The 24,425-nt window shown below is 56.1% G+C and carries 24 protein-coding genes; 23 read left to right on the forward strand and 1 reads right to left on the reverse strand.

Translation table 11 applies throughout. From position 1 onward, the window contains the following. Positions 1 to 44: 44 nt before the first annotated feature. The 7 genes from K1558_RS31610 (at position 45) to K1558_RS31640 (ending at position 6,006) form a co-directional block, all read left to right on the forward strand. Positions 45 to 1,253 carry a GTP-binding protein gene (locus K1558_RS31610; protein ID WP_238655939.1) on the forward strand — a complete coding sequence of 403 codons (1,209 nt, stop codon included), beginning with the start codon at positions 45 to 47 and terminating at the stop codon, positions 1,251 to 1,253. A 548-nt stretch (positions 1,254 to 1,801) separates the two neighbouring features. Further along, entirely contained in the window at positions 1,802 to 2,509 is a 708-nt protein-coding gene (locus K1558_RS31615) for a metal ABC transporter ATP-binding protein (RefSeq protein WP_238655940.1), read from the forward strand. Continuing rightward, positions 2,455 to 3,294, forward strand: a complete 840-nt coding sequence (locus K1558_RS31620; RefSeq protein ID WP_238655962.1) for a metal ABC transporter permease — start codon at positions 2,455 to 2,457, stop codon at positions 3,292 to 3,294. Before K1558_RS31615 ends, K1558_RS31620 begins: the two co-directional genes overlap by 55 nt. Positions 3,295 to 3,315: 21 nt before the next feature. After that, positions 3,316 to 4,449: a metal ABC transporter substrate-binding protein gene (locus K1558_RS31625; protein WP_238655941.1), complete on the forward strand. Its 1,134-nt coding sequence runs from the start codon at positions 3,316 to 3,318 to the stop codon at positions 4,447 to 4,449. 22 nt (positions 4,450 to 4,471) lie between these two features. Next, complete coding sequence (gene rpsN / locus K1558_RS31630) at positions 4,472 to 4,741, forward strand: 30S ribosomal protein S14 (protein ID WP_238655942.1); 270 nt, start codon at positions 4,472 to 4,474, stop codon at positions 4,739 to 4,741. A gap of 156 nt (positions 4,742 to 4,897) precedes the next feature. Then, a complete protein-coding gene (locus tag K1558_RS31635; protein WP_238655943.1) occupies positions 4,898 to 5,317 on the forward strand; it encodes a DUF6157 family protein in 420 nt (139 codons plus the stop codon). A 41-nt stretch (positions 5,318 to 5,358) separates the two neighbouring features. Further along, positions 5,359 to 6,006, forward strand: coding sequence for a class I SAM-dependent methyltransferase (locus K1558_RS31640; protein WP_238655944.1), 648 nt, complete (start codon positions 5,359 to 5,361; stop codon positions 6,004 to 6,006). Positions 6,007 to 6,119: 113 nt separating this feature from the next. Here the strand turns inward: K1558_RS31640 and K1558_RS31645 are convergent, their stop codons facing one another. Then, positions 6,120 to 6,704 (reverse strand): helix-turn-helix domain-containing protein, encoded by a 585-nt coding sequence (locus K1558_RS31645; protein WP_238655945.1) that lies wholly within the window; start codon positions 6,702 to 6,704, stop codon positions 6,120 to 6,122. A gap of 202 nt (positions 6,705 to 6,906) precedes the next feature. On the opposite strand from K1558_RS31645, the gene K1558_RS31650 reads away from it, so the two are divergent. The 16 genes from K1558_RS31650 (at position 6,907) to K1558_RS31725 (ending at position 24,086) form a co-directional block, all read left to right on the forward strand. Further along, the gene (locus K1558_RS31650; protein WP_238655946.1) at positions 6,907 to 7,194 is read left to right on the forward strand and encodes a Dabb family protein; all 288 of its coding nucleotides are present in this window, start codon (positions 6,907 to 6,909) and stop codon (positions 7,192 to 7,194) included. A 220-nt stretch (positions 7,195 to 7,414) separates the two neighbouring features. Then, positions 7,415 to 7,855: a DUF86 domain-containing protein gene (locus K1558_RS31655; protein ID WP_238655947.1), complete on the forward strand. Its 441-nt coding sequence runs from the start codon at positions 7,415 to 7,417 to the stop codon at positions 7,853 to 7,855. Positions 7,856 to 7,893: 38 nt separating this feature from the next. Then, positions 7,894 to 8,559, forward strand: coding sequence for a helix-turn-helix transcriptional regulator (locus K1558_RS31660; RefSeq protein ID WP_238655948.1), 666 nt, complete (start codon positions 7,894 to 7,896; stop codon positions 8,557 to 8,559). Positions 8,560 to 8,656: 97 nt separating this feature from the next. Next, positions 8,657 to 9,136: a YtxH domain-containing protein gene (locus K1558_RS31665; RefSeq protein ID WP_238655949.1), complete on the forward strand. Its 480-nt coding sequence runs from the start codon at positions 8,657 to 8,659 to the stop codon at positions 9,134 to 9,136. 192 nt (positions 9,137 to 9,328) lie between these two features. Next, positions 9,329 to 10,135, forward strand: a complete 807-nt coding sequence (gene racE / locus K1558_RS31670) for a glutamate racemase (RefSeq protein WP_338019751.1) — start codon at positions 9,329 to 9,331, stop codon at positions 10,133 to 10,135. A gap of 239 nt (positions 10,136 to 10,374) precedes the next feature. Then, positions 10,375 to 11,583: a M14 family metallopeptidase gene (locus tag K1558_RS31675; protein WP_238655951.1), complete on the forward strand. Its 1,209-nt coding sequence runs from the start codon at positions 10,375 to 10,377 to the stop codon at positions 11,581 to 11,583. A 762-nt stretch (positions 11,584 to 12,345) separates the two neighbouring features. Beyond that, a complete protein-coding gene (locus K1558_RS31680) occupies positions 12,346 to 13,284 on the forward strand; it encodes a carbohydrate ABC transporter permease (RefSeq protein ID WP_238655952.1) in 939 nt (312 codons plus the stop codon). A 25-nt stretch (positions 13,285 to 13,309) separates the two neighbouring features. Beyond that, positions 13,310 to 14,146, forward strand: coding sequence for a carbohydrate ABC transporter permease (locus K1558_RS31685; protein ID WP_238655953.1), 837 nt, complete (start codon positions 13,310 to 13,312; stop codon positions 14,144 to 14,146). Between the two features lie 102 nt (positions 14,147 to 14,248). Beyond that, a complete protein-coding gene (locus K1558_RS31690; protein ID WP_238655954.1) occupies positions 14,249 to 15,604 on the forward strand; it encodes an ABC transporter substrate-binding protein in 1,356 nt (451 codons plus the stop codon). A gap of 79 nt (positions 15,605 to 15,683) precedes the next feature. Beyond that, on the forward strand, positions 15,684 to 17,429 hold the full coding sequence (locus tag K1558_RS31695; protein ID WP_238655955.1) for a sensor histidine kinase: 1,746 nt from the start codon (positions 15,684 to 15,686) through the stop codon (positions 17,427 to 17,429). Beyond that, positions 17,410 to 18,999, forward strand: coding sequence for a helix-turn-helix domain-containing protein (locus K1558_RS31700; RefSeq protein WP_238655963.1), 1,590 nt, complete (start codon positions 17,410 to 17,412; stop codon positions 18,997 to 18,999). Before K1558_RS31695 ends, K1558_RS31700 begins: the two co-directional genes overlap by 20 nt. A 427-nt stretch (positions 19,000 to 19,426) precedes the next feature. After that, positions 19,427 to 20,779: an FAD-dependent oxidoreductase gene (locus tag K1558_RS31705; protein WP_238655956.1), complete on the forward strand. Its 1,353-nt coding sequence runs from the start codon at positions 19,427 to 19,429 to the stop codon at positions 20,777 to 20,779. Between the two features lie 23 nt (positions 20,780 to 20,802). Then, positions 20,803 to 22,923, forward strand: coding sequence for a 3-keto-alpha-glucoside-1,2-lyase-like domain-containing protein (locus tag K1558_RS31710; RefSeq protein ID WP_238655957.1), 2,121 nt, complete (start codon positions 20,803 to 20,805; stop codon positions 22,921 to 22,923). Between the two features lie 188 nt (positions 22,924 to 23,111). Beyond that, a complete protein-coding gene (locus tag K1558_RS31715; protein WP_238655958.1) occupies positions 23,112 to 23,363 on the forward strand; it encodes a hypothetical protein in 252 nt (83 codons plus the stop codon). Positions 23,364 to 23,501: 138 nt separating this feature from the next. After that, complete coding sequence (locus K1558_RS31720; RefSeq protein ID WP_238655959.1) at positions 23,502 to 23,804, forward strand: HesB/IscA family protein; 303 nt, start codon at positions 23,502 to 23,504, stop codon at positions 23,802 to 23,804. Positions 23,805 to 23,846: 42 nt separating this feature from the next. Continuing rightward, positions 23,847 to 24,086 carry a DUF1450 domain-containing protein gene (locus K1558_RS31725; RefSeq protein WP_238655960.1) on the forward strand — a complete coding sequence of 80 codons (240 nt, stop codon included), beginning with the start codon at positions 23,847 to 23,849 and terminating at the stop codon, positions 24,084 to 24,086. Positions 24,087 to 24,425: the final 339 nt, after the last annotated feature.

Here is a 24,425-nt window from a genome sequence, read left to right on the forward strand (position 1 = left end):
CGGGCTGGCCCGGCGGAAACCAAATCTGTCTAAGGAGTGTACCTATGAACAAAATTCCTGTTACTGTACTGAGCGGATACCTGGGTTCAGGCAAAACAACACTGCTCAATCATATTCTGCATAACCGTGACGGCCTGAAGGTCGCCGTGATCGTCAATGATATGAGCGAGGTCAATGTGGATGCGAATCTGGTGAAATCCGGCAGCACCCTCTCCCGGACCGAGGAGAAGCTGGTGGAGATGTCGAACGGCTGCATCTGCTGCACGCTCCGGGATGACCTGCTGCGCGAAGTCCAGCTTCTCGCCTCGGAAGGGCGCTTCGATTACATTCTGATTGAATCCTCAGGCATCAGTGAGCCGGTTCCGGTCGCCCAGACCTTCACGTATGCCAATCCTGAGCTGGATATTGATCTGACAGAGCTTGCCAGACTGGATACGATGGTTACCGTCGTGGACGCCAACCGCTTCTGGCATGATTTTGCTTCAGGTGACAGCCTCCTGGACCGTAACATGACGGCGGGTGAAGACGATTACCGGGATATTGTCGATCTGCTGATTGACCAGATCGAGACCTGCGATGTGCTGCTCCTGAACAAATGCGATCTGGTGGAGGAAGCGGAGCTGAACAAGCTGGAGGCGGTGCTGCGACGGCTGCAGCCGCGTGCGAAGATCATCCGTACCGTGAACGCGCAGGTTGATCCTGCCGAGATTCTGAACACGGGCCGCTTCGACTTCGAGCAGACCAGCCAGTCCTCCGGCTGGATCGCCGAGCTCAGCAAGGAAGAGCATACGCCGGAGACGGAGGAGTATGGCATCACCTCCTTCGTCTACCGGCGCAGAACCCCCTTCCACCCGCAGCGGCTGAGCTTCTTCTTCAGCAACTGGCCTGAAGAGGTTGTGCGCGCCAAAGGCCTGGTTTGGCTGGCCGCACGCGGCGATCTGGCGGCCACAATCAGCCAGGCCGGGCCGTCAATCCAGTTCGGCCCCGCCGGCTACTGGCTGGCGACCCTGCCGGAGGACCAGCAGCAGGAGGTGCTGGCCACCGAGCCGGATGTGCTGGCGAAATGGGACGGGCAGTGGGGCGACCGGCTGAACGAGATTGTGTTCATCGGGGTCAACATGAACCGGGAAGACATTGAGGCCCGGCTGGACCGCTGCCTGCTGACTGCCGCAGAGATGCAGCAGGACTGGAGCAGCTTCAACAATCCGCTGCCCTGGCCGGCAGAGGAGCTGCTTGCGGCCGCGCAGGAGTAAGCGGCTGTAGGGCGGGAAGTAGTGCATTTGTTGCGGTAATCGGGAGCCTGGAGCCGGAATCATAGAGCTGATTCCGGCTTCTCCGCGCTTGTGGCGGCGAGTGGGCCACATGTAATCGGAAAAGCGATTACAATGCCTGGTGCGGGGTGCTCGGGCGTAATGTAATCGGAAAAGCGATTACAATGCGCCGGCGCTGGGGGGCTTGGGCGTAATGTAATCGGAAAACCTAATTCAATAAGCAACGGTGGTACGGCGACACATGGGCCAGGTGATTACGTAATTTGGTGCTGTACAAACAGGAGGATAAAGCGTGTATAAATCGGTGTGATTACGATTAATTTAGATTTATAGGTTTACAAATCGTAATTGTTACGATAAAATCGTTAAAGTTAAAACGTAAAAATTACGAATAAACGGCGAGTTAATAGCTATTTATTAGCAATTCACTAACAAGTCATTAACGAGCCATTAACAAGTCATTATCAAGCCAACAGACACTTTAGCTCAAAGCACCCTGTTGCAGTGTCAGGAAGGGAGGACGAGGCCATATGATTCTGTCATCGATGCGGGATGTGGTGTTTGGCTACGGGAACGAGCCGGTGATCAAGGGCTTGTCGCTGGATATTGAAGCCGGGCAATTCATCGGCATTACCGGCCCGAACGGGGCAGCGAAGACTACGCTGCTCAAGCTGATGCTGGGCCTGCTGAAGCCATGGAGCGGAACGGTCACCCTGAACCGGGAATTGAACGGAGCGGGGCGGCCGGTGATCGGTTATGTGCCGCAGCAGGTGGCCTCCTTCAATGCCGGGTTTCCCAGCAAGGTGATTGAGCTGGTCCGCTCCGGCTGTTATGCAAGGCTTGGGCTGTTCGGCCGGTTCTCGAAGCAGCAGGAGGCGCTGGTTGAGCGCAGTCTGCGGCAGGTGGAGATGTGGGAGTACCGCAACTCCCGGATCGGAGAGCTGTCCGGCGGGCAGAAGCAGCGGATCTGCATTGCCCGGGCGCTGGCACAGCAGCCGCAGGTGCTGGTGCTGGATGAGCCGGTGACGGGGATGGATGCTGCCAGCCGCAGCGGCTTCTATCAGCTGATGCGCCATGATGTTACCAGCCATGGCCGGACGGTCATTATGGTTACCCATAACCTTGGAGAGACAAGTTCCTATCTGGACACGGTGATCAGCCTGGAACGCAAAGAGCAGGAGGGCTGGACATGCTTGGTTACGAATTCATGCAGCGTGCATTTTGGGCAGGAGGCCTGATCGGCCTCATCGGACCGTTGCTTGGCGTGTACCTGATGCTGCGCAGGCAGGTGCTGATGGCGGATACGCTATCGCATGTATCGCTTGCCGGAGTTGCACTGGGCTCCGTGCTGCACTGGAATCCGGCGCTCAGCGGCTTTGCCGTGGCTATAGCCGGCGGCCTTGTCATTGAGCAGCTGCGCCGCTCTTACCGTACATACAGCGAGCTGCCCGTAGCGATCATTATGACCTCGGGCCTGGCGCTGGCTGTTGTGCTGATGAGCCTGAAGCAGAATCTGGCGAAGAGCTTCAGCTCCTATCTGTTCGGCTCTATCGTTGCTGTCAGCGATACTCAGCTGAAGCTGATTGCAGTGGTGGCCGCCGCCGGTCTGCTCTACTTCATCATTCTGCGCCGTCCGCTGTACAGCCTGACCTTCGACGAAGAGACGGCAAGCATCGGCGGTGTCCGCACCGGCCTGCTGTCCTTCTCGTTCGCCGTGCTGACCGGCATGACCGTGGCCGCAGCCATGCCGGTGGTCGGTGTGCTGCTGGTGTCCGCCCTGATCGTCCTGCCGGCCTCCATTGCCCTGCGAATCGCTTCAGGCTTCACGGCAGCAATACTTATCTCGGTCGGCACGGGTCTCACCGGTGTGTATGCCGGGCTGACAGCTTCCTACTATATTAATACGCCTCCCGGGGGCACTATTGCGCTGATTCTGCTGGTGTTTCTGCTGACCGTTATGGCATTGCAGAAGATGGTCAGACGAAGAAGCCGCCGTAAGCTTCACCATTCCCAAACTATATAAGAAAAGAGGTCAACACATCCCATGTCTATGTTGAAATCAATACCCCGCTCCAGACCCGGATTCAGAATCCGCCATCTGGCCGCTGTATCCTTGACGTCCATCCTGATTCTCGCTGGCTGCGGAAGCAATAACACGGCGGGCAATGCGGAATCTGCCGGCAGCCCCGAGGCCTCGCCTACTATTGCTCCTTCCGCTGCTGCTTCTGAAGCGCCGGGGAACCGTTTGAATATTAAAGTCAGCTTCTACCCGATGTATGAATTCACCAAGAATATTACCGGAGATCTTGCTGATGTGGAGGTTCTGGTACCGGCCGGTGTCGAGCCGCATGACTGGGAGCCGACTGCGAAGGATATGGCCGCCATCTCGGATGCCGATGTGCTGATCTATAACGGCGCAGGCATGGAGGGCTGGGCACAGCAGGTCATTGACGCTGCTGCCGGAAGCAGCCTGGTGGCCATTGAAGCCAGCAAAGGGCTGGAGATCGTGGAAGGCGCCGAAGAAGAGCATGAACATGAAGAAGGTCATGACCACGATCATGAACATGACCACGATCATGAGCATACCGATGGTGAATCCGCTGCCGGAGAAGCCGAACATGATCATGACCACGAACACAGCCATGACCACGGCGGTCTGGATCCGCATGTCTGGCTGGACCCGGTCATGGCCATCGGAGAGGTCCGCACCATTGAAGCGGCGCTCTCCAAGGCATCCCCGGAGAATGCCGCAGCCTTCCAGGCGAACAGTGAAGCTTATATTGCCAAGCTGGAGCAGCTCGACCAGGAGTTCAGAGACGGGCTGAAGAACACAAAGCGCAAGGATTTCATTACTCAGCATGCCGCCTTTGGTTATCTGGCCCGGCAATACGGCTTAACACAGCTGCCGATCGCCGGATTATCACCCGAGCAGGAGCCTTCCGCAGCCCAGATGGCTGAGGTTGTTGAATTTGCCAAGGCGAATAAGGTGACCACGATCTTTTTTGAGACGCTGGTATCCTCCAAGGTGGCTGACGCTATTGCCCAGGAAATAGGCGCGAAGACTGCGGTACTGAATCCGATTGAAGGGCTGACGGATGAGGACCTTAAGAACAATCTGGATTACTTGGGGATCATGCGCCAGAATCTGGCCGCGCTGACCCAGGCGCTGAACGAATAGGAAGGGAGGTCTGATTCAGACCATGGCTAAGAAATCGAAGGTTATCAAGGAATTGAAGCGGCAGGAGCTGGTAGTCAAATACGCCGCGAAACGCAGAGAGCTGAAGGCAGCGGGTGATTGGATGGCCTTGCAGAAGCTGCCGCGCGATTCCTCGGCTACACGCCAGCACAACAGATGCAGCTTAACCGGCAGACCGCGCGGATATCTGGGCCAATTCAGGGTATCCCGGATCGTCTTCCGCGAGCTGGCGCATAAGGGCCACATTCCCGGCGTTACCAAGTCGAGCTGGTAGGCCTGACTATCAATTCATAGCTACACAATTAGCCAGGCGGCTGATTCTCTGTGATACAGGGATCAGCCGCCTGGCTATATTTTAGCTTTTGCCTGATCCGCAGGAGTGGATTATGATAGTTATAAAAGCATCTGTCCGCTGGAGGAGGCGTATTTCATGAGTTATGCAGATACATTCATACGGGTGTCCGAAGATTGTCCGTCAGAGACAGGCATAGTTCCGGTATCCGGCCGGACACTTCCGCCCGCCCATGTCATTCAATACCATCTGCTGGCTGAATCACCTTACCGGTATACCCATGAGGAGCTGCTGTACGAAGTCCATGTACGCCACAAAGCGATTCCCGAAGAGGAGCGTGAAACGCGCCGGGAGGAGCTGTATACTGAGCTGTTCTCCAAAAAACATCCGTGCCTGCGCGCCTCCATGCTGCCCAAGAAATTCGGCTGGGGGCTTCATTATAATGCAGAAGGCAAGATTGCCCTGTATGCCAGGGAATCTCCGGAGTATGATTACTACACCTCCAGTGACGAAGCAGGCGTGAAGCTGCTGAATGCGATGCGCAATAAGCGGGGCTGATCAATAAGAACACAATTTCGGACACAGAAAGAAGGAACAGCATGCCAGACTATTGGAATCACAGGTTTGCCGGGGAAGGGATGATCTGGGGAAGCGAGCCGAGCCCGTCAGCGGAATGGGCGAAGGAGAAATTTCGTGAGGCTGGTGTATCTACTGTTCTGGTTCCGGGGGCGGGGTATGGACGGAATACCAAATCTTTTGCCACTGAATTTACAGTCTACGGCATAGAATTAAGTGAACCGGCGCTGGAGCTGGCAAGAGAATGGGACCCGGCAACTGCCTTTATTGCGGGATCGGCGCTGGAGCCGCAGCTTACAGCTCCGGTGGATGCAGTCTATTGCTATGATGTGCTGCATCTGTTCCTGGCGGAGGACCGGCGCAGACTGATTGATGCAAGTCTTGCTCAGGTCCGGCAGGGCGGACTGCTCTATTTCACCAGCTTCTCCGATGAGGACCCTAACTATGGCTGCGGAACAGAGCTGGAGCCTGGAACCTATGAGTATAAGCAGGACAAATACGCCCATTTCTTCAGCGAGGCCGGGCTTTTGGCGGAATTCGCGGGAACGGAGATTCTGGAGACAGGCACGTATACTGAGACTTTACATAGCCCGCAGGGCGGCACGCACGAATACATACTAAGAACTATTCTCGCACGCAAACAAGTGGAAACGGCTTTGCCCTCCTTTTAAAGGACGGTTCCGTTTCAGCGAGAAATAAAAGTTATCGTGTCCCCCAGCCAACGTCAAAAGGCCCTTCTCCAGGGAGAAGGACCTTGCTTCAGCGATGGTGTGCACAGCCACACTTAATGATGCTCGCAATCCGCGAACAGAATATGCCTTGGAATCCGGAAGAAATTCTCTGCCTTCTCCTGCAGGGCCGGTGTAGGCAGATGGCAATGATGCAGCCACTTGCGGAAGGTGCCGGGATGCACCCCGATCCAAATGCTTACATCGGTTACCGAGAAGTCATACACCATGCAGAGGCCGGTCAGTATGGCATTGCGCTGCGGTGAATGGGCAAGCGTTCTTTTCATGAAGCGGGAAGGGGTGGGCTGGCATACAATCGGACTCTGCCGCACAAGCGCTTCGTTGAACAGGACATGGGGAGGATAGCCTAAATGGCGGCAGACCTTGTCCAGATTGGTTCTGGACGGAATGCGGCCTTCATATACCCAAGCGCTTACGCTGCGTGAGGAAACGGACAGCTCTTCGGCAAGCCGGGAGAGCTTCATATCCTTGGCCATCAGGACGGCCAGCAGCACGCGGTTACGGATTTGGCTGCGTGTGGGGCGGCGAAATCGTTTGACCCGTACACCTTGTCCAAGATATTTGCGGTTGATCAGAGACCAGGCCTGAATTTTATGTGTTTCTTGCTGATTCTTAGGCATAATTCCTCCGGTTTACTGATTTCATGAAGTGGTCATTGTTCTAGTTTAGCTGTTATGACTTTAACATTTCATTAAGGCATTCGTCCAGAGGCGAGTGCTCTGTTTTGGTCAAGTTCCGGGATTGTTTCAGTAATGCTGAGGTTTATGATATATTTTTAGTAATCTAATTTACAATATTCTAAGAGCTGGGAGCGGGATTTCGATGATTAAGCATATTGTATTCTTCAAATTAAAGGACCGGTCTCCGGACAAGGTAGCAGAGACGGTTGCCGTGCTGCGTAATATGGAAGGCCGCATTCCGCAGCTCTTGTCCATTGAAGTCGGTACCGATCTGATTCACTCCGAGCGTTCCTTCGATATTGCGCTGGTTACTGAGGTGGCTTCTCTGGAGGATCTGCAGGCGTATCAGGTGCATCCGGCCCACAAGGAAGTCATTGCACATATCAACGAGGTCAAGGAGCTGTCTGTAGCGGTCGATTACGAGATCTGAGTGCAGGGCAGTGGTGCAAGTCGCTAACCCATTATGGACAGAAAGCGGTGAAGGAGAATGCGCGAGCTGGAGTACCCGATGGAAGCGTTGACGTATCTGATTGTTTTTATGGCAGCGTGTATTGTGATGCTGGTCTGGCTGAAGCGCCGGGGCAGGCGCGGGAAGTAAGGAAACGGCTCAGGCCGCTTAGTCAAAATATTGCAAGGTTGGAGGGTCAGCTGTGTATTATGTCAACCGGAAGCAAATTGAAGTGATTCTTGAACAGATCCCTGATCTGAATGAAGGTCTGCGCCGTGCGGCATCTTCCTGGGACGGAAGTACGATGATGGGGCTTATGCAGGAACGCTGCCTTCATCTCGCTGTTGAGGTGGTCACGGATGTCGGCAGCTGTCTGATCGACGGATTCATCATGCGTGATGCCGGAAGCTACGAGGATATTATCTCCATTATTCATGATGAGAAGGTGCTGGGCGACAGCGGGATCTACGAAGCTCTGACCGCCCTGGTTGCTCTGCGCAAGCCGCTGGTTCAGGACTATTATGTGTGGAACCGGCAGGCGCTGCATCCCATGACAGCGGGCCTGCCGGAGATCCTGGAGCGGTTCGCCGCCGAGGTGCACAGATATTTGGATCAGGAGCTGGGCAGCGGGGCTATAGGCTAGGGCAGGGCCATAACAATCTGACAGGAAGGAGATTCTCTATGGCGAAGAAAGGTCAGGAGAGCGGTTCTACCCGGCGGATGATCATGACACTGCTGAAGATGCGGGGGCCGCTGACGATCAGCGCGCTTGCAGAAGAACTGGGGATTACCGAGATGGGGGTCCGCCGCCATGTGCTGCAGCTGGAGCAGGAGTCACTGGCCAAGACCCGGGTGGTGCGTCAGGCGATGGGACGTCCCATTCATGTCTATTCGCTGACGGAGAGGGCGGAGGATCATTTTCCCAAAAGCTATCACAATCTGGCGCTGGAGCTGCTGCGGGAGCTGGACCACGGAAGCGGCGGCGAAGCCGTCAATCAGCTGTTCGAAGGCCGCAGGAAGCGGATGCTGGCCCAGTACGGCAAGGTGATGCAAGGCCGTGATCTGGAGCAGCGGGTCGCCGAGCTGTCTTCGATCCAGAATGCCGGAGGCTATATGGCGGAATGGAGCAAGGAGGAAGACGGCTCCTATGTCCTGCGTGAATATAATTGTCCCATCCGCCAGGTGGCGGCAGAGTACCGCAAGGCCTGTGAGTGCGAGCAGCACCTGTTCGAGGAGCTGCTGGATGCGAAGGTGATCCGCAGTGAGTGTATGGCTGAAGGCGGCCAGTGCTGCCGGTACGCGATTACTCCGGGCTCCAGTGAGAAATCTTCCGAAATCAGGGGCTGAACAGTCACAGGACATCCTCTCTATGCTTATGATATAGCAGAACTAGGCGAACGCCCGGTGGCCGGGCAGAGGCACTAACAAACCGAAGGAGAGATGCATGATGAGAAAAGATACCAAAAGCTTATTCTGGGGTGTGCTGGCCGGCAGCGTGGTGGGAAGTGTGACCGCCCTGCTGCTTGCTCCCAAGCCGGGCAAGGAACTGCGTAAGGACATCGCCGAAGGAACGGCTGAAGCGGTGGATAAGGTCCAGGTTATCGCCGGGCAGGCCAGCGAGAAGACGACGGAAATATACGGCAAGGCGAAGGAAGCCGTAGTCTCAGTGGCCCATGAAGTGAAGGAATGGAGCAAGTCCGCTAAATGTGCGGTCGAAGAAGCAGATGTAGCCACAGTAAGCGGCATCGCTGAGCAGGCTGTAGAGGCCACAGATGCAGTGGAAGCTGTAAAAGACGAGATCGCTGCTTATGAAGCTGCGGAGCAAGCCGCCGTGGCCGAAGCGGAGATCGGCGCGGTGACCGGTACAGATGCTGCCGTAACTGAGGCGCTCGAAGATGGTAAGAACGCAGAGAAGCTGTCCTAAGCTTCGCTTGATAACATATGAAGCCGTTCTCCGCCGGTTGGGCGGGGGGCGGCTTTTATTGTATGATTCATCCTTCACTTGAACAAACCCTGTAAATGGAGTATTATCTGCAATTGGGGCTGAAAAGAGTGGTACACTTTATTCCGGCCTTACATAAGCTACACAAAACAAGTTAAAGGATGCGGTGTGTTCGTGCAGCAAGCCATAGCTATATTAGACTCAGGAGTGGGAGGCTTGACCGTGGTCAAGGAAGTGATGCGGCAGCTCCCCCGGGAGAAGATCATCTATTTCGGCGATACAGCAAGAGCCCCGTACGGACCCCGTTCAACTGAGGAAGTGAAATTGTTCACCGAACAAATCGTGGACTACTTAATTCAATTCAATCCTAAAATGATTGTCATTGCCTGCAATACCGCCACCGCCGCCGCCCTTGATTATATCTCGGCCAAGGTCGCTATCCCTGTGATCGGCGTCATTCACCCCGGTGCCCGCGCTGCCATCAGCGCGTCCAAAAGCGGCCGGGTCGGCGTCATCGGCACCATCGGTACCATTGCAAGCGGAGCCTATACGGCGGCGCTGAAGCAGCTGTCGCCTTTTGTAGAGGTGGTCAGCCAGGCCTGTCCGGCTCTTGTCCCTTATGTGGAGCACGGAATGTTCCGCTCCGAGGAGAGCCACCTGGCCGTAGCAGATTCCCTGAACGGCATCAAATATGAGCCGATTGATACGCTAATCCTGGGCTGCACCCATTATCCGTTCCTGGTCGAGCCGATCAGCAAGGTGATGGGACCGGGCGTTAAGCTGATCAGCTCGGCGGATGAGACCGCGCGGGAGATCAGCACCATACTCTATGATAAAGGCCAGCTGGCCAGCGGGGATGAGAGCCCGATTCACCAATTCTTCTGCAGCGGGGACGCGGAGATGTTCCAGCGGATCGCCCGGGACTGGCTTGGGGAGCAGATCAGCCGGACGCCTGTCGTCTGGCAAGTGTCCACCATGTAGCCTTGGGCTATGGAGCGTTGAACTGAATAGGGACAAACCCCTAGAGGGGTTGTCCGGAGTAAGAGACCGGGGAGAAATTCCCGGTTTTTCTGGGTATGCTGGTGTGAACTGGAGCACTTGTTACTTTCTCACATGACCCGCTGCCGCCGTTCATATATTAGGCTAAGGGCTGTGTTCCGCATCCCGTTCGCGGGAGAAGCAGGGGACAATCGGCTCAACAGGCCGGGAGGATGAGGCATATGCAGCAATATATTGCCTGTAAGGGAGATACCGTAAGCCGTATCGCCGCAAGGCACGGATTGACACCAGAGCATGTCATACAGGGAAACCCGTGGGCTGGCAGCCAGCCTTATTTATATCCGGGGCAGGTGCTGTTTCTGCCGTCTGCACCGCGCAAGCGTTATGCGGTGCAGGCGGGGGAGGACGTGTACAGCATCGCGTCCTTATTTGGTGTGGGCATCGATGAGCTGGAGCAGCTGAATCCCGGCGTCAGCTCCGGACGGCACTGCCAGCCGGGCAAAATCCTGGTCATTCCGGCCGGGAGCCGCCGCAGCGGGGTCTGTCTTCGCGGCGAATACGGGCCGGCGGAGGCGGAAGCGGATGCCGCACGGCTTGCGGCGCATTATTCCTGTGTCCATACGGAAGTGATCGGACACAGTGTGCTGGGCCAGCCGATCACACTGCTTAGGATCGGCAGCGGTCCGCGCCATCTTCACGTAAATGCGGCGCTTCATGCCAACGAATGGCTGACCGCACCGTGTCTGATGCGGTTCATTGAAGAATATGCGGTTGCTTTGACTTCAGGTGCTGACTGGCACGGCCGCCAGCCAGCGGACTGGAACCGGGACTGGACGCTATGGGCGGTGCCGATGGCGAATCCTGACGGCGTTCAGCTGGTGCAGGAGGGAGCGCTGCCCGGACATCCCTATTACCGGGAGCTGATGGCTTGGAACAGCGGCCGCCGCAGCTTCCGGCACTGGAAGGCCAATATCCGCGGGGTGGATCTGGGAGACCAGTTCCCCGCTCACTGGGAGGAGGAACGCGACCGGCGGCAGGTCCCCGGACCGGCTCCGCGCGATTACAGCGGCCCTGCGCCGCTCAGCGAGCCGGAGGCAGCGGCGCTGGCAGCGCTGGCTGAGCGTGTTCCGGGCGATGCGGCCGTCTCACTGCACAGCCAGGGTGCGGAGATCTACTGGAACTACCGGGGCTATGAGCCGCCGGAGAGCAGGCAGTGGGCCGAGAGGCTTGCGGCAGCCAGCGGCTACCGGGCGGTGGAGCTGACCGGCAGCGACGCCGGCTACAAGGACTGGTTCATCCAGCGCTTCCGCAAGCCGGGCTTCACGGTAGAGCTGGGAATAGGCAAGAACCCGCTGCCGATGGCTGATTTCACTGATATGGCGCTGGAGACCGGCCTGATTCTCGCTGCGATCCTGTCCAATTTGAAATAAGTATGAAACAAACTCTGAAATTTGCGTAAGATAATGCAAAGGGTGCGGCCGCAATCCTGACTAATCATGCTTTGCGGCTGTATCCTTTTTTGCGCGGGATGAAGTGCAAAAGTGCACCTGATTTCGGCAAAAGTCGGCTAGGTGAGCCAATGAGGTGTATAAGTGCACCTGATTTCGGCAAAAGTCGGCTAGGTGAGCCAATAAAGTGTAAAAGTGCACCTGATATCGGTAAAGGTGGGCTAGATAAGCAAATGAAGTGTATTAATCCCTTTGAATTTCTCAAAAGTCGCCCCAATGAGTAAATCTAATGTATAAATCCCTCCAAGTCTGCTGAGCGTAGGTTGTCCAACTCCAAAGTTAGTTTTCACACCTCCAACGTTAGTCCAACTCCCGGCAGTCTACCCCTATAGTCATCCGTATCATTCAATCACCGGCCAGCCAGTGATCATCAGCTCTCATAGTTAGTCACCATCATTCCACCAGCCAGTCATCATCAGCATTCCATTGTCACCCCCGCCATCCCCCAAAGGTCAAAATAATACACATCAACCCGTATGAAAGCTATACCGTACTTCGCCGGGTCCCTTGCTAGAATGAGCATATAGATCAGCGGCAGGCGGGAACCGGCTACAGCAAAGAGTCAACAGCCAACCCAAGCGTCTGCCGGGAAAGTGAGGGCGAGATGGAGTACGAAACATATGCATTAATTAGTTGTAAAAGCCCGCTGATGACCTCCTGCGGTGCAGCAGAGGTGAGCGTGCGATGAGCGGGACTGCGGTTACACGGACGGCGGACAAGCCCGCCGCCCGCACGTATTGGACGCGCAAGCGGCGGGAGCAGCTCGCCGGATGGCTGTTCATTGCACCGGAGGTCATCGGGATGCTGGTCATCGCGGTGTTCCCGCTGTTGTTCAGCCTGTTCCTCAGCCTGACGGAGTGGAATCTGGTCGGCGGCTTGTCGGCGATTAACTTCGTTGGCCTGGATAACTTCATCGAGCTGTTCAGGGACAACCGTTTCCTGCTGGCTCTGAAGAATAATGTGCTGTTCACCGTAGGCACAGTACCGGTCACGATGCTGCTGGGCGTAGTGCTCTCGGCGCTGATTCATAAGAAGCTGTACGCTAAGACCTTTTTCAAAGTAGCCTTCTTTGTACCTTATATCTGTTCCACGGTAGCAATCGCGGCGGTCTGGCAGGCGCTCTACCATCCGTCCAAGGGGCCGGTGAATCAGATCCTGATGCAGCTTGGGGTATCTGAACCGCCGCGCTGGCTGGTCGATACCAGCTTTTCGCTGATTGCCATTATGATCATCTACGTCTGGCAGCTGCTGGGCTACCAGATGATTATCTTCCTGGCGGGGATGACGAACATTCCCGAGGAGCTGTATGAAGCGGCGACGATTGACGGGGCCAGCGGGATCGGACAATTCCGGCGGATTACGCTGCCGCTGCTGGGGCCGACTACCTTTTTCCTGGCGATAACGAGCACGATCTCTTCCTTCAAAATCTTCGATATGATCAAGTTCCTGACGAACGGCGGGCCGAACTACTCCAGTACCGTTATTGTGTACCAGATCTATGAGGAAGGGTTCGAGCGCTTTAAAATGGGCTACGCCTCGGCGATGTCCTGGGTGCTGTTCCTGATCATTATGCTGGTTACCTCGATTACCTGGATGACGCAGAACCGCAAAGTCCACTACTAGTCCAAGGCGAAAGGAACGAAAGGCAATGACAATGAAAAAGCTTAAGCCCGGCAATCTGATCTTCACGGTGCTGTTCGCCCTGCTGTCGGTATTCTTCCTGATGCCGCTGGTGTGGATGCTGTCGGCCGCCTCGAAGACAGAGAAGGAGGTCTGGACCTTCCCGATTCAGTGGATTCCCACCGACTGGAACCTGGTCGCCAACTTCAAGGCGGTATGGATGGGCGATGTGGCCTTCGGGTTATTCTATATGAACTCGCTCAAAATCGCCCTGATCTCCACCCTGGCCACGATCGTCATCTCCGCGATGGCCGGGTACGCCCTCGCCAAGCTGGATTTCAAGGGCCGGGCCCTGATCTTCACCCTGATGCTGGCCTTCATGATGATCCCCGAGCAGGCGACGCTGGTGCCGCGCTATATTATGATTAAAGAGCTGGGACTCTATGACTCCCATGCCGCGCTCATCCTGATGGGGATGTTCTCCAGTTATTTCACCTTCCTGCTGCGCCAGTTCATGATCGGCATTCATAATGATATGCTGGAAGCGGCCGAGCTGGACGGCGCCGGGTTCTTCCGTATCTTCTGGAGTGTCGTGCTGCCGCTGAGCCGGCCAATTCTGGCAACGGTCGGGATTATCAAGTTCATCTGGACCTGGAACGATTACCAGGGACCGCTGATTATGCTGAATTCGACCAAGCTGTACACCATTCCGCTGGGGATGCAATTCTTCAAGGAGGAGTTCGGTACCCAGATCTCCGTGATGATGATGGCCTCGGTGGCTGCGGTTCTCCCGCTGCTGGTGCTGTTCCTGATCCTCCAGAAGCAGGTCATCAACGGAATTGCCATCGGCGGAGTCAAAGGCTAAAGGTCAAAAAAGTCTACGCGCATACCGCAATTCTGTACACGGTGTGCGCGGACCTTCAATTGTATAATGAGCTTGCACAACATAAATCTAGGGGGAATTGCTGTGAAAAAACTATCTATCATGCTCACCAGTGTGCTGCTGCTGCTCTCGGTCAGCGCGTGCGGCGGAAACGGCGGTAACGGGGCGGGCAGCTCAGCGGCCACCGATGCGCCGGGGTCTGCCTCACCTGATCCGGGGACAGCAGGCAAAGCCAAGATTAAATTCTACACCTTCAAGGCGGATAAGCCCGAGGAGCCGATCTACCAGGCCGTTCAGGCGTATAACGAAGCTCAAGACAAGGTCGAAGTTGAGTATGAATCCCTGGTGCAGAACAGCGACAGCACCGATTTTATGAAGAAGCTGGATATTCTCGTAGCCGGTGGCGAAGTGGTCGATGTGTTCATGACCGGTAATGAGGATGAGCTGCTGGAGCGCGCTTCGCGGGGAGTTGTGGAACCGCTTAATTCTTTTTTTGAACAGGAGAAGATCACTCCAGAGGATGAATATTCCAAGCTGCTGAAGCTGGAGGATAAGGTCTACGGCATTCTGCCCAGCTCCACGCAGTGGCTGACGGTCTTCAACAAGGATCACCTGGAGGCGGCGGGCCTGTCTCTGCCGGAGATGGGCTGGACCTGGGATGATTTCCGCGACTATGCCAAGAAGCTGACTACACCGGAGCATTACGGAACCTACTTCCACACCTGGGGCGAATATCCGAACATTATCGCTTACACCGAGAAGCCGCATCCGCAGCTTAGCGCTGATCTGAAGCCGATTTTTGACGACCCGTCCTTCGAGTACTTCTTCAACCTCCGCCGTGCGATGGAAAAAGAGGATAAGAGTGTAGAGCCGTATGCCGATGTGCTGGCCTCGAACTATCATGTGCTGCAGCAGTTTTTTGCCGGAAATGCCAGTATGCTGGCCGTCCCGAGCTATGCCGTCAGAGCGGCGCTGAATCAGGAGAAGTTCCCGCATGAGTTCCAGAGCATGTACGCTCCGCTCCCCCGTTCGGTGGACAGCAAGGAGCTGGGCATGACGAATATTTCCGGCGGCGGCCTGGCGATGGGCGCGAAATCAGCGAACAAGGAAGCCTCGTATGACTTCATCCGCTGGATGTCCAAGGAATCCTACAAGTTCACCAAGGAGATTCCTTCGTTCAAGGGCGTGGACGGGGCGGAGCTGATTAACGGCTTTTTCGGGGAAAATACAGATCTCATCGACACCGCATCCCTGACGAAGACGCTGTTCGATCCGAACATCAAAATGCCGGACACCTTCAGTGTACCGTATGGCAGCGAGCTGAAAGCGATTGTGGAGAACGGCTTCGCCAGCTTCATTCTGGATAACCGCAGCTTCGATGAAGTTAAGGGTGAGATGACCGCGGAAGTGGAGAAGGTTGTGCAGGCGAATCAGAAATAACGATTGAGCAGAAGGCGGCAGCGATTATGGATTATAATAGGGACGTTGAAGTTACATTACAGTGCAAGGTGGAATCCGGATGAAATGGTTAAGCCGTTTTTCGTTCCATCGCAGACTGCAGTTCACGTTCCTGATCCTGATCCTGCTGCCTTTTGTTGTGGTCACCTTCTGGTCGTATACCTCTGTCCGCGAGAATGTGAGTGAGAAAATCGCCCGTTCTAATGAGGAGACACTGAAGGTGATCGGCAGTCAAATTGAGAAAACGGTGGACAGCATCTCGTTCGTCTCCGTCTATTTCTCTGAGGCATATGATCCGGCGGTGCTGGAAAGTCTGCGTTCCTTAAAAGATACCGCGAGCTTCGGCAACTACCGCGTGTATACTCATTACAACAAACTCAGGACTACTGCGAATATCCTGTCTGTCCAGTCGCTGGATGCAGACCTGCAGATTATGCTGGTCAACCGCGAGAACCGGGTGCTGATCGGCAGCCAGGAGTATCCGGTGTTCTCGGTGCTGCCGGAGGCGCTTCTTCAGGAGAGCAGCAGGCTGGATGAGCGGGAAAAAGTATCGCTGCAATGGTTCCCCTACGGCGGCACTCCCGCTGCACCGGATTATTATTATGCGGTACGCTTCATTAGCGATCCGCTGAATCAGGACAAGCTGGCGGCGCTGTATGTGGGCATTCCGAGCCATTATTTCCGCAGCCTGCTGGATACGGGCAATGCGGGGAGCCGGCTGTCGCTTGCGGATCAGCAGGGAAGAACGATTGCTGTTACGGGAGAAGCGACTTCTGCGGATGAAGGCCCGTTGCTGGTCAGTGAGACCCGGATTCCCAAGGTAGGCTGGCTGCTTACCGGCAAAACACCCCGCAGCTCCATCGACAGCCACATCAACCGGGAATTCCTGGTCTCGATCTCGCTGATCGGGCTGTTCTTCCTGGCTTTTCTGCTTCTGTCGATGCTGTGGGCCGGATATATTAATAAGCCGATCAGCCTGCTGCGGGCCAGCGTCAAGCAATATGTCGGCGGCAACCGCGCGGTGCGCATTCCGGTGCAGGGCAAGGATGAAGTCGCGGTGCTGTCGGGGGCCTTCAATCAGATGCTGGACGATATGAACGGGCTGCTGCACCAGGTCGAGAGTGAGCAGGAGGAGAAAAGGCTGCTGGAGCTTCAGGCGCTGGCGGCGCAGATCCGGCCGCATTTTCTGCTGAATACGCTGAACTCCATCAAGGTGGATCTGCTCCTTAGCGGTGACGAGCCGCACGGGGCTATGATCGATGCGCTGATGAAGCTGCTGCGTGTATACATTCATGTGGACAAGCCGCTGAAGCTGGAAGAGGAATGCAAGGTGCTGGGCAGCTATGTGCAGGTGATGCAGATACGCAACCGGCTGGATATTGCCTTTGAATGCGCGGTGGGCGAGGCGGAGGGAGAGGTGATGCTGCCGCGTCTGCTGCTGCAGCCGATTGTCGAGAATGCGATCAGCCACGGCTTCTCCGCCCGGCCGGAGCATCCGGCCATCCGGCTCGAAGCCGTCATGGAGCAGGATCTGCTGAAGATCAGCATCAGCGACAACGGCCGGGGGATGCCGGAGGACAAGCTCCAGCGGCTGAACCGGCGTCTGCAAGGCCATGAAGACCCGGCACTGTGGCCGGACAAAGGAGTCGGGCTGGTGAACACCGCCCGCCGCCTGCTGGTCCTGTACGGATACCGTGCGCGGCTGATCGCGGAAGCAGGCCCGGAAGAAGGCATGACGTTTACGCTATATATCCCCGTACACCAAGAGAAGGAGGCGGCTGCCCTTGATGACCCTGATGCTGATTGATGATGATGTCCCGATGCTGGAATATGTGGAATATTTGCTCGGGCCGCTGGAACTTGAGCTTCAGCTCGTAGCTTCGGCCAGCAGCAGCGAGGATGCGCTGGAGCAGTTCCATGCCGTGCTGCCTGATCTGGTCATTGTGGATATCGGCCTGCCAGGCATGGACGGGCTGGAGCTGGCCGAGGCCTTCCGCAGCACGAAGCCGGAGGTGCGCCTGATCTTCCTGACCTGCTACGAGGATTTCCATTACTCGAAGCGGGCAATTCAATTGGAGGCGGATGATTACCTGATCAAGGATGAGCTTTCGCCTGATCAGCTCAAGAGCAGTCTCACCAAAGCGATGAGCCGCTTCAAGAGCCGTGAGGAATTGCTGGAGCGCTATTCCTTCCGCCAGGCGGTTGAGCGCAACAAGGAAGTGCTGAAGCAGAGCTTCCTGAAGCAGCTTTTGTCGGGTACAGCTGGTCAGGAGGGGACTTTGGCGTTCGGGGAACGCCTGGGGATTTCTTTCAGGCATCCGTATCTGCGTTACGGCTTCCTTCATATGGATGCTGCTTGCGTGACGGAGCGTTACCGGTATCAGGATATCCCGCTGATTCATTTTGCGGTGAACAATATCGCGCTGGAGCTGGCGGCCGGGGATGGGTCTATTACACCCGTCATGAGCAGGGACGCAGACCTGGATCTGCTCTGGAATGTGGCGGACCCCGGCAATGGGGGGCAGCGGCTGGCAGAATTCATGCAGGCGGTGCAGGACAAGGTAGGGCAGTATCTGAAAATCACCGTGCGCGGATTCTATTCGGAGTCCTGCGCTAAGGTGGATAGCTTCGACGGGTTATACCGGAGGCTCACCGCCAGCCGGGAGAACAACTTCTATGCTCCCGCGCAGCCGGTGGCTGTGCTGGATGCACAGGCGGACTTCGCAGAGAGTGTAGAGTGGCGCGGGGAAAAGGAGCGCGGAATGCTCTCCCTGGCGCTGGCGGAGCAGCAGGCCGCCTGGATCGATCTCGCGGTCAACCAGTACACGCAGCAGGCCGCGGCAGAGCGGCTGCTGCCCCAGCTGGTGAAGGAGGCCTACGGCAGCTTCGTGCGCCAGATGGCTTATGAGGCCGGAGGACTGGCCGGGGAAGCCTTCTTCACCCAACTGGAGCAGACGGTAGCGCTTGAGGAGGCGGCCAGCCTGACCAGGAGGGAACTGCGGCGGCTGTGGAGGCAGCATACCCTGGCCCCGGCCGCTGATGAGGTGAAGGATATCCGGCTTCAGGCGGTGGACCGGTTCCTGGAAGAACATGCGGACCGGATGGTCACCTCAACGGATATGGCCGAGCATCTGCATCTGAATGCCAGCTATTTCTCCCGCTACTTCAAGAAGCTGGCGGGCGTCAATTTCACCGACTACGTGAACCAGTACAAGATGAATATGGCCATCGCCATGCTGGCCCGTCCGCACGAGACCGTCGAGAATGTCGCCTATACCCTCGGCTTCTCCGACCGCGCCTATTTCTCCAAGGTGTTTAAGAAATACAGCGGCCGGAACCCGAGCGAGTATAAGGCGGGGGCGGTGGAGGAGGAATAAATTTTAACCAATCGCCATGCTAAGGCTTTGCCATATTTCGGATAAATAGCAAGCGGTAAGGTTTAATGCATTCTGTACAACTAAATCCTCTGCTGTACCATCAAATATCCCTTTAGCTGTAAAACGTGCAATTAAACTGTCCCCTCCACCCGGGTTCTCTCACATTTGGGCGAATATAGTTGTACAGACTACAGTTAGAAGGAGAAATCCTTCCCTTTCGCGGTTTTTAAGTGTACAGAATACAACTATCGCTGATTATCCGCTTCCCGGAATATTGGCTTCGATGCTTTAATCGAACGACGCACAGCGATAATAGGTCAAAACTGTGCACCAGCACAAGCAATCAGTCTGCACGCTATCGAAGCCTCCGCCTCACTATAATAGTGGGGAACAGATATCGAAGTGGTATTTTGGAGGAGGAACAATAATGAAGAGAACTGTATTTACTCTGCCTGCGGAGGAGATCACGGTATCCCGCGAGGTGGATGTACTGGTTGCGGGCGGCGGGCCTGCCGGAGTGGCGGCGGCGATCGCTGCGGCCCGAAGCGGGGCGCGGACGCTGCTGATCGAGCAGCGCGGCTTCCTGGGCGGCATGGGGACCGTTGCTCTGGTGCCGGCCTTTTGCCCTTACAGCGACGGGGAGAAGGCCGTGATACGCGGCATCGGCCTGGAGCTGCTGGACCGGATGAAGGCCGGATGTGAGCCGGAGTTCCGCGAACGCTTCGGGGCGGAGCTGGACTGGGTGCCCATCGACCCGGAGGTGCTGAAGCGCGTATACGATGAGGCGGTTGCCGAGAGCGGGGCGGAGGTGCTGCTCCATACCATCGCCAGCCAGACCATGATGGATGAGACCAGCAGAAGGATTAACGGCGTGGTAATCGTTAACAAGTCGGGCCGGAGCCTGATCCGGGCCGCCACAGTCATTGATACGACCGGCGATGCGGATCTGGCTGCCCTGGCAGGAGCGCCATTCCATAAGGGCGGGGAGGGCGGCGACCTGCAAGCCGCGACCATGTGCTACCTGCTGGCGAACGTGGACCGGCAGCGGTTCGAGCAATACCGGATTGAAAGCGGTGACACCGATCAGATCCATCAGGCGGTGCAGCAGGCGCAGGCTGACGGGAAGCTGCCGCAGGGCCGCGACTCCGTCTCGGGCCTGTCCTGGGTGGCCGATTATCTGGTCGGGGTGAACTTCGGCCACGTGTTCGGCATCGACGGCTCCCGTGCCGAGGATCTGACCCGGGGGGCGATAGAGGGGCGTAAGCTGGTCCGGCGCCAGCTGGAATTCTTCCGCGCCTATGTTCCCGGCTTCGAGCAGGCCCATCTCGTCTCTACCGGCGAGCAGATCGGCATCCGCGAGACGCGGCGGATCGTAGGCGATTATGTGCTGACGCAAGACGATTTCATGAATATAGCCTCCTTCCCGGACGATATTGCCCGCAACAGCTACTTCATTGATATTCATATGGCCCGCAGCAGCGGAGCGATGCATATTCATCATCTTCCGCCCGGAAAATCCCACGGGGTTCCATACCGCTGCCTGCTGCCGGTTGGCTTGGACAATGTGTGGGTGGCGGGACGTGCGGCCTCTTCGGACCGTGTAGTGCAAGGCTCGCTGCGGGTGATGCCCAACTGCTTCGCCATGGGGCAGGCAGCAGGGATGGCGGCAGCGATGGCGGCCGCAGCGGACGGCGGGAGCCGGAGCGTGGATATCCCGCTGCTCCAGCACAGGCTGATTGAGCAGGGAGCTTGGCTTGGCGAAGCGTTGGCTGCTTTATAATATTCTGCGGGAGAGTGAACAACATGACAGACGCTAACAGTTATGCTACTCCTATTACCCACAAGCGGCGAAGGCTTCCTCTGCTGGTGATGATATTTATGCTGGTGCTGGGTCTGGGATCAGGCCTGGCAGCTCCAGTGACGGAGGCGGCAGGAACCACCTATTACGTCGATGCCGCCCAGGGCAGCGACAGCCACTCAGGCACCAGTGAAGCGGCCGCATGGAAAACGCTGGGCAAGGTGAACAGCATCACCTTCAACCCGGGGGACCAGATTCTGCTGAAGGCGGGCGGCGTATGGAATGACCAGTATCTGGACCTGCACGGCTCCGGGACAGAGGGCAGTCCGATAACGGTGGACCGTTACGGCAGCGGCGCCAAGCCGCTGATCCACTTCGGCAACACTGCCGTCGGCGGGGAAGGCTTCGGCGTGCGGCTGCGCAATGTCTCCTACTGGGAGATTAACAACCTGGAGATCACAAGCGGGCAGCATGCCACCGACATGCGCCGGAGCGGAGTGCTGGTCGTCGGTGAAGGCTCGGGGGCCGGAGATTTCCGGCATATTGTGATCCGTGGTCTCGATATCCACGATATCTTCGGCACAGACCGCCGGACAGGCGGCATCAACTTCCATGCGCGCGGAACAGGCTCCGCGCCGGAGAGCACCTGGGATGGCATCCTGATCGAGAACAATACGGTGATCAACGTGGCGGATACGGGAATTCAGACGATGACGGACGCTTTTCTCAACAATGCCTGGACCCATAAGTTCGACGCCTTCCGGGGTGTGGTCATCCGGGGCAATACCGTGGAGAAGATCCACCGGGACGGTATTCTGGTCCGAGCCGCCGTGTCTCCGCTGATCGAATACAACAAGACCAAGTCCATCGGCGAAGCCTGCGATATTGACCCTGCTGTAGTAAATTATCTGGACAACATCGCTGTTGTTGCGGCACAGTGGGCTTATTATACTAAAGGTGCTATTTTCCAATACAATGAGGCCTCGGATACCCGCATGCTGGAGGGGGACGGCCAGCCATGGGACTTCGACGTTGAGGTGCATGACAGCATCTACCAGTACAATTACAGCTACAACAATGAAGGCGGCACCCTGCTGGTTATGAACAACACGAACAATAATATTTTCCGCTATAACATCAGTCAGAATGATCTGGACGGCAACGGCGCGTTCCATCTGCTGAGCGGCGGCGGCAATCTGCAAATCTACAACAATATCATCTACCGTTCCGGCACACAGAACCGGGCGCTGACCCATGCGAGCAATACGGGAATGGCCTACTACACGAACAATATTTTCTATAATGCGGCCAGCGGACAGTACACGAACAGTCCCAGAATGACGTACAGCCATAACAGCTTCTACGGCGCGAATGCGGGTGTCCCAAGCGATCCCTACAAAATCACCGGCAACCCCGGGCTTGTTAGCCCCGGCACAGCCACCGGGCGCGATTCCGCAGACGGCTATAAGCTGCTCCCGTCCTCTCCGCTGATCCATGCAGGTGCATCAGTCTTGGACAATGGCGGTCTGGATTATTTCGGGAATCCGCTATATAACGATGCGCCGGATATCGGGGCTTATGAGTTCCAGGGTACAATTACACCGCCTGCTGTGCTGTTTCAGGACAATTTCGAGGATAATGATTTCAGCGGATGGACGACCTCCGGGGGAGCCTGGAGCGTGACGGAAGATGGAACCCGCTCGTTATCGCAGAATTCGGGGAGCGGTGAGGCCCTTGCTTTTACAGGGGATGCGGCCTGGAGGAATTACACGTATTCTGCCCGGGTTAAGCTGCTCAATGCCTTCGGCAATGTGGGTCTGCTCTTCCGCTATGCGGACGCGTCCAATTACTATATGTTCCGGCTGAATGATTCAGGCGACAAGGCAGAATTGTTCAAAAAAACAGCCGGTACGCTTACCATGGTCAGCAGCACGAATACTCCGGTTACGCCCGGCCAGTGGACAGAGCTGAAGGTGAGCGTCAGCGGCAATACGATTACAGCATACTCGGGCGGCGTGCAGCTGCTCCAATGGACCGATCCGGAGGCGCAGCCGGCCGGAGGCAAAATCGGCCTGCGTATGCACTCCAGCACTGCACGGATCGACGATGTGAAGGTGACCGAGTAGGATGTCGATTAAGCATGTATTATGGTGACGAGATTGATCAAATTTTAGCTTAAAACTGAAACGTTTCCTGCACATTTGCGTAAACTACAGCAAAGGGTGCGGCCGCTATCCTTCGACAGGTGTTGAGCGGCCGTGCCCTTTTTAGATGTTCTGGGGTGATTTTATTTACACAGCAGGGAGGGCTACCCGTGAAATTCAGAAAACTGTTGTCGCTCAAACAATGGTCGCATATCTTCCGCAGCTCCTGGCGCTATCTTGTTTCTCCTAATGTTGCCTTGGGCGATAAGCTGCTGTTCACCGTTCCGGCGTTGCTGTACTGGGTGCTGCCGGATGTCATGCCATTCGTTCCGATTGACGACATCGGCGTAACGATGCTGCTGATGGGCTGGTTCACCGCGCGGATGGACCGCAAATATGCGGCGGTGAAGCAGGGAAGATGACGTTTTAGCGAACTTTTCTTATAGCAGAACACCGCGGATTTAGGTTGGATCTATAGCTAATGGTTGCTTTATCCGCCGCGATTCCTTAAAATGAATTATTGAGTATTTAAACTATAGATGCTTGGGAGATGGAACAGGATGAACGTCAAAATTACCCGCAACGCGGCTAAAGTGATAAAGAAAACGATGGAGCTGGAAGGCAACAGCGAGCTTAAACTGCGTGTAGCGATTACACATGCGCATGGCGACCATGCCCACTACGGCCTGGATCTGGACACGCCTAAGGAGAACGATGTAGTAATCTCCACCGACAAGGAAATCGATGTGATCCTGGACAAGGACCAGCCGCTGCTGGATGGCGTGAAGATCGATTATCTCTATTTCCCCGAAGAAGGCTTCGTGATTACTAATCCGTCTAAAGGAAATCATGGCGATCATTAATGGATTCGCCCGTATTTTACGGACATAAAGAAGGGTTGCTTCATGGCTAACGATATTAGAATCTGTGACGAGTGCAATCATATCAAAATGAAAAGCATCGTACCCAAGCTGCTGAAGATGGCGCCGGACGCCGAGATTAAGACAGGCTGCATCTCCTACTGCGGCCCGTGCGGCAAACGCCCGTTTGTCTACATCAACGGCCGCTATATCAGCGGCCCGTCCGAAGACGAGGTGCTGGCCAAAGCCGCCGCCTTCGTCAAACAGCCGGCAGAGAAGAAGTAATTCTGCTGTTGCGCCGCAGTATCGTACAGCCCCCGTGTTAGTTGCGGGGGCTGTTTTGGTGCGCGGATGTAGGCGCAAAAACAAAACACATTGAGCGGTGTGGCGGCGCGTGGGTCGAATGTATGTGGAAAACAACATACAATGTGCGGCTGCGGGGGTGAGCGTGGAGAATGTATGCCGAAAACAGCATACAATGTACAACTGCGAGGGTGAGCGGCCGAATGTATGCCGAAAACAACATACAATGTGCAGTTACGAGGGTGAGCGGGGCGAATGCTCCACAGCCCCCTAAAGAAGTTGGAGTCCTCCCCCACAAAAATGTAGACTAGATATAGGAGG

The sequence above is a fragment of the Paenibacillus piscarius genome, assembly GCF_022234545.1.
In the GTDB taxonomy this organism is placed as follows: domain Bacteria; phylum Bacillota; class Bacilli; order Paenibacillales; family Paenibacillaceae; genus Paenibacillus_AQ; species Paenibacillus_AQ piscarius.

Bases quoted from the DNA above. Each gene is read 5' to 3' on its own strand.
- K1558_RS31720 (WP_238655959.1), top strand. From the start codon at position 23,502: ATGAACGTCAAAATTACCCGCAACGCGGCTAAAGTGATAAAGAAAACG.
- K1558_RS31695 (WP_238655955.1), top strand. From the start codon at position 15,684: ATGAAATGGTTAAGCCGTTTTTCGTTCCATCGCAGACTGCAGTTCACG.
- K1558_RS31705 (WP_238655956.1), top strand. From the start codon at position 19,427: ATGAAGAGAACTGTATTTACTCTGCCTGCGGAGGAGATCACGGTATCC.
- rpsN (WP_238655942.1), top strand. From the start codon at position 4,472: ATGGCTAAGAAATCGAAGGTTATCAAGGAATTGAAGCGGCAGGAGCTG.
- K1558_RS31635 (WP_238655943.1), top strand. From the start codon at position 4,898: ATGAGTTATGCAGATACATTCATACGGGTGTCCGAAGATTGTCCGTCA.
- K1558_RS31710 (WP_238655957.1), top strand. From the start codon at position 20,803: ATGACAGACGCTAACAGTTATGCTACTCCTATTACCCACAAGCGGCGA.
- K1558_RS31660 (WP_238655948.1), top strand. From the start codon at position 7,894: ATGGCGAAGAAAGGTCAGGAGAGCGGTTCTACCCGGCGGATGATCATG.
- K1558_RS31685 (WP_238655953.1), top strand. From the start codon at position 13,310: ATGACAATGAAAAAGCTTAAGCCCGGCAATCTGATCTTCACGGTGCTG.
- K1558_RS31650 (WP_238655946.1), top strand. From the start codon at position 6,907: ATGATTAAGCATATTGTATTCTTCAAATTAAAGGACCGGTCTCCGGAC.
- K1558_RS31680 (WP_238655952.1), top strand. From the start codon at position 12,346: ATGAGCGGGACTGCGGTTACACGGACGGCGGACAAGCCCGCCGCCCGC.
- K1558_RS31675 (WP_238655951.1), top strand. From the start codon at position 10,375: ATGCAGCAATATATTGCCTGTAAGGGAGATACCGTAAGCCGTATCGCC.
- K1558_RS31700 (WP_238655963.1), top strand. From the start codon at position 17,410: ATGACCCTGATGCTGATTGATGATGATGTCCCGATGCTGGAATATGTG.
- K1558_RS31725 (WP_238655960.1), top strand. From the start codon at position 23,847: ATGGCTAACGATATTAGAATCTGTGACGAGTGCAATCATATCAAAATG.
- K1558_RS31665 (WP_238655949.1), top strand. From the start codon at position 8,657: ATGATGAGAAAAGATACCAAAAGCTTATTCTGGGGTGTGCTGGCCGGC.
- K1558_RS31615 (WP_238655940.1), top strand. From the start codon at position 1,802: ATGATTCTGTCATCGATGCGGGATGTGGTGTTTGGCTACGGGAACGAG.
- K1558_RS31610 (WP_238655939.1), top strand. From the start codon at position 45: ATGAACAAAATTCCTGTTACTGTACTGAGCGGATACCTGGGTTCAGGC.
- K1558_RS31640 (WP_238655944.1), top strand. From the start codon at position 5,359: ATGCCAGACTATTGGAATCACAGGTTTGCCGGGGAAGGGATGATCTGG.
- K1558_RS31625 (WP_238655941.1), top strand. From the start codon at position 3,316: ATGTCTATGTTGAAATCAATACCCCGCTCCAGACCCGGATTCAGAATC.
- K1558_RS31645 (WP_238655945.1), bottom strand. From the start codon at position 6,704: ATGCCTAAGAATCAGCAAGAAACACATAAAATTCAGGCCTGGTCTCTG.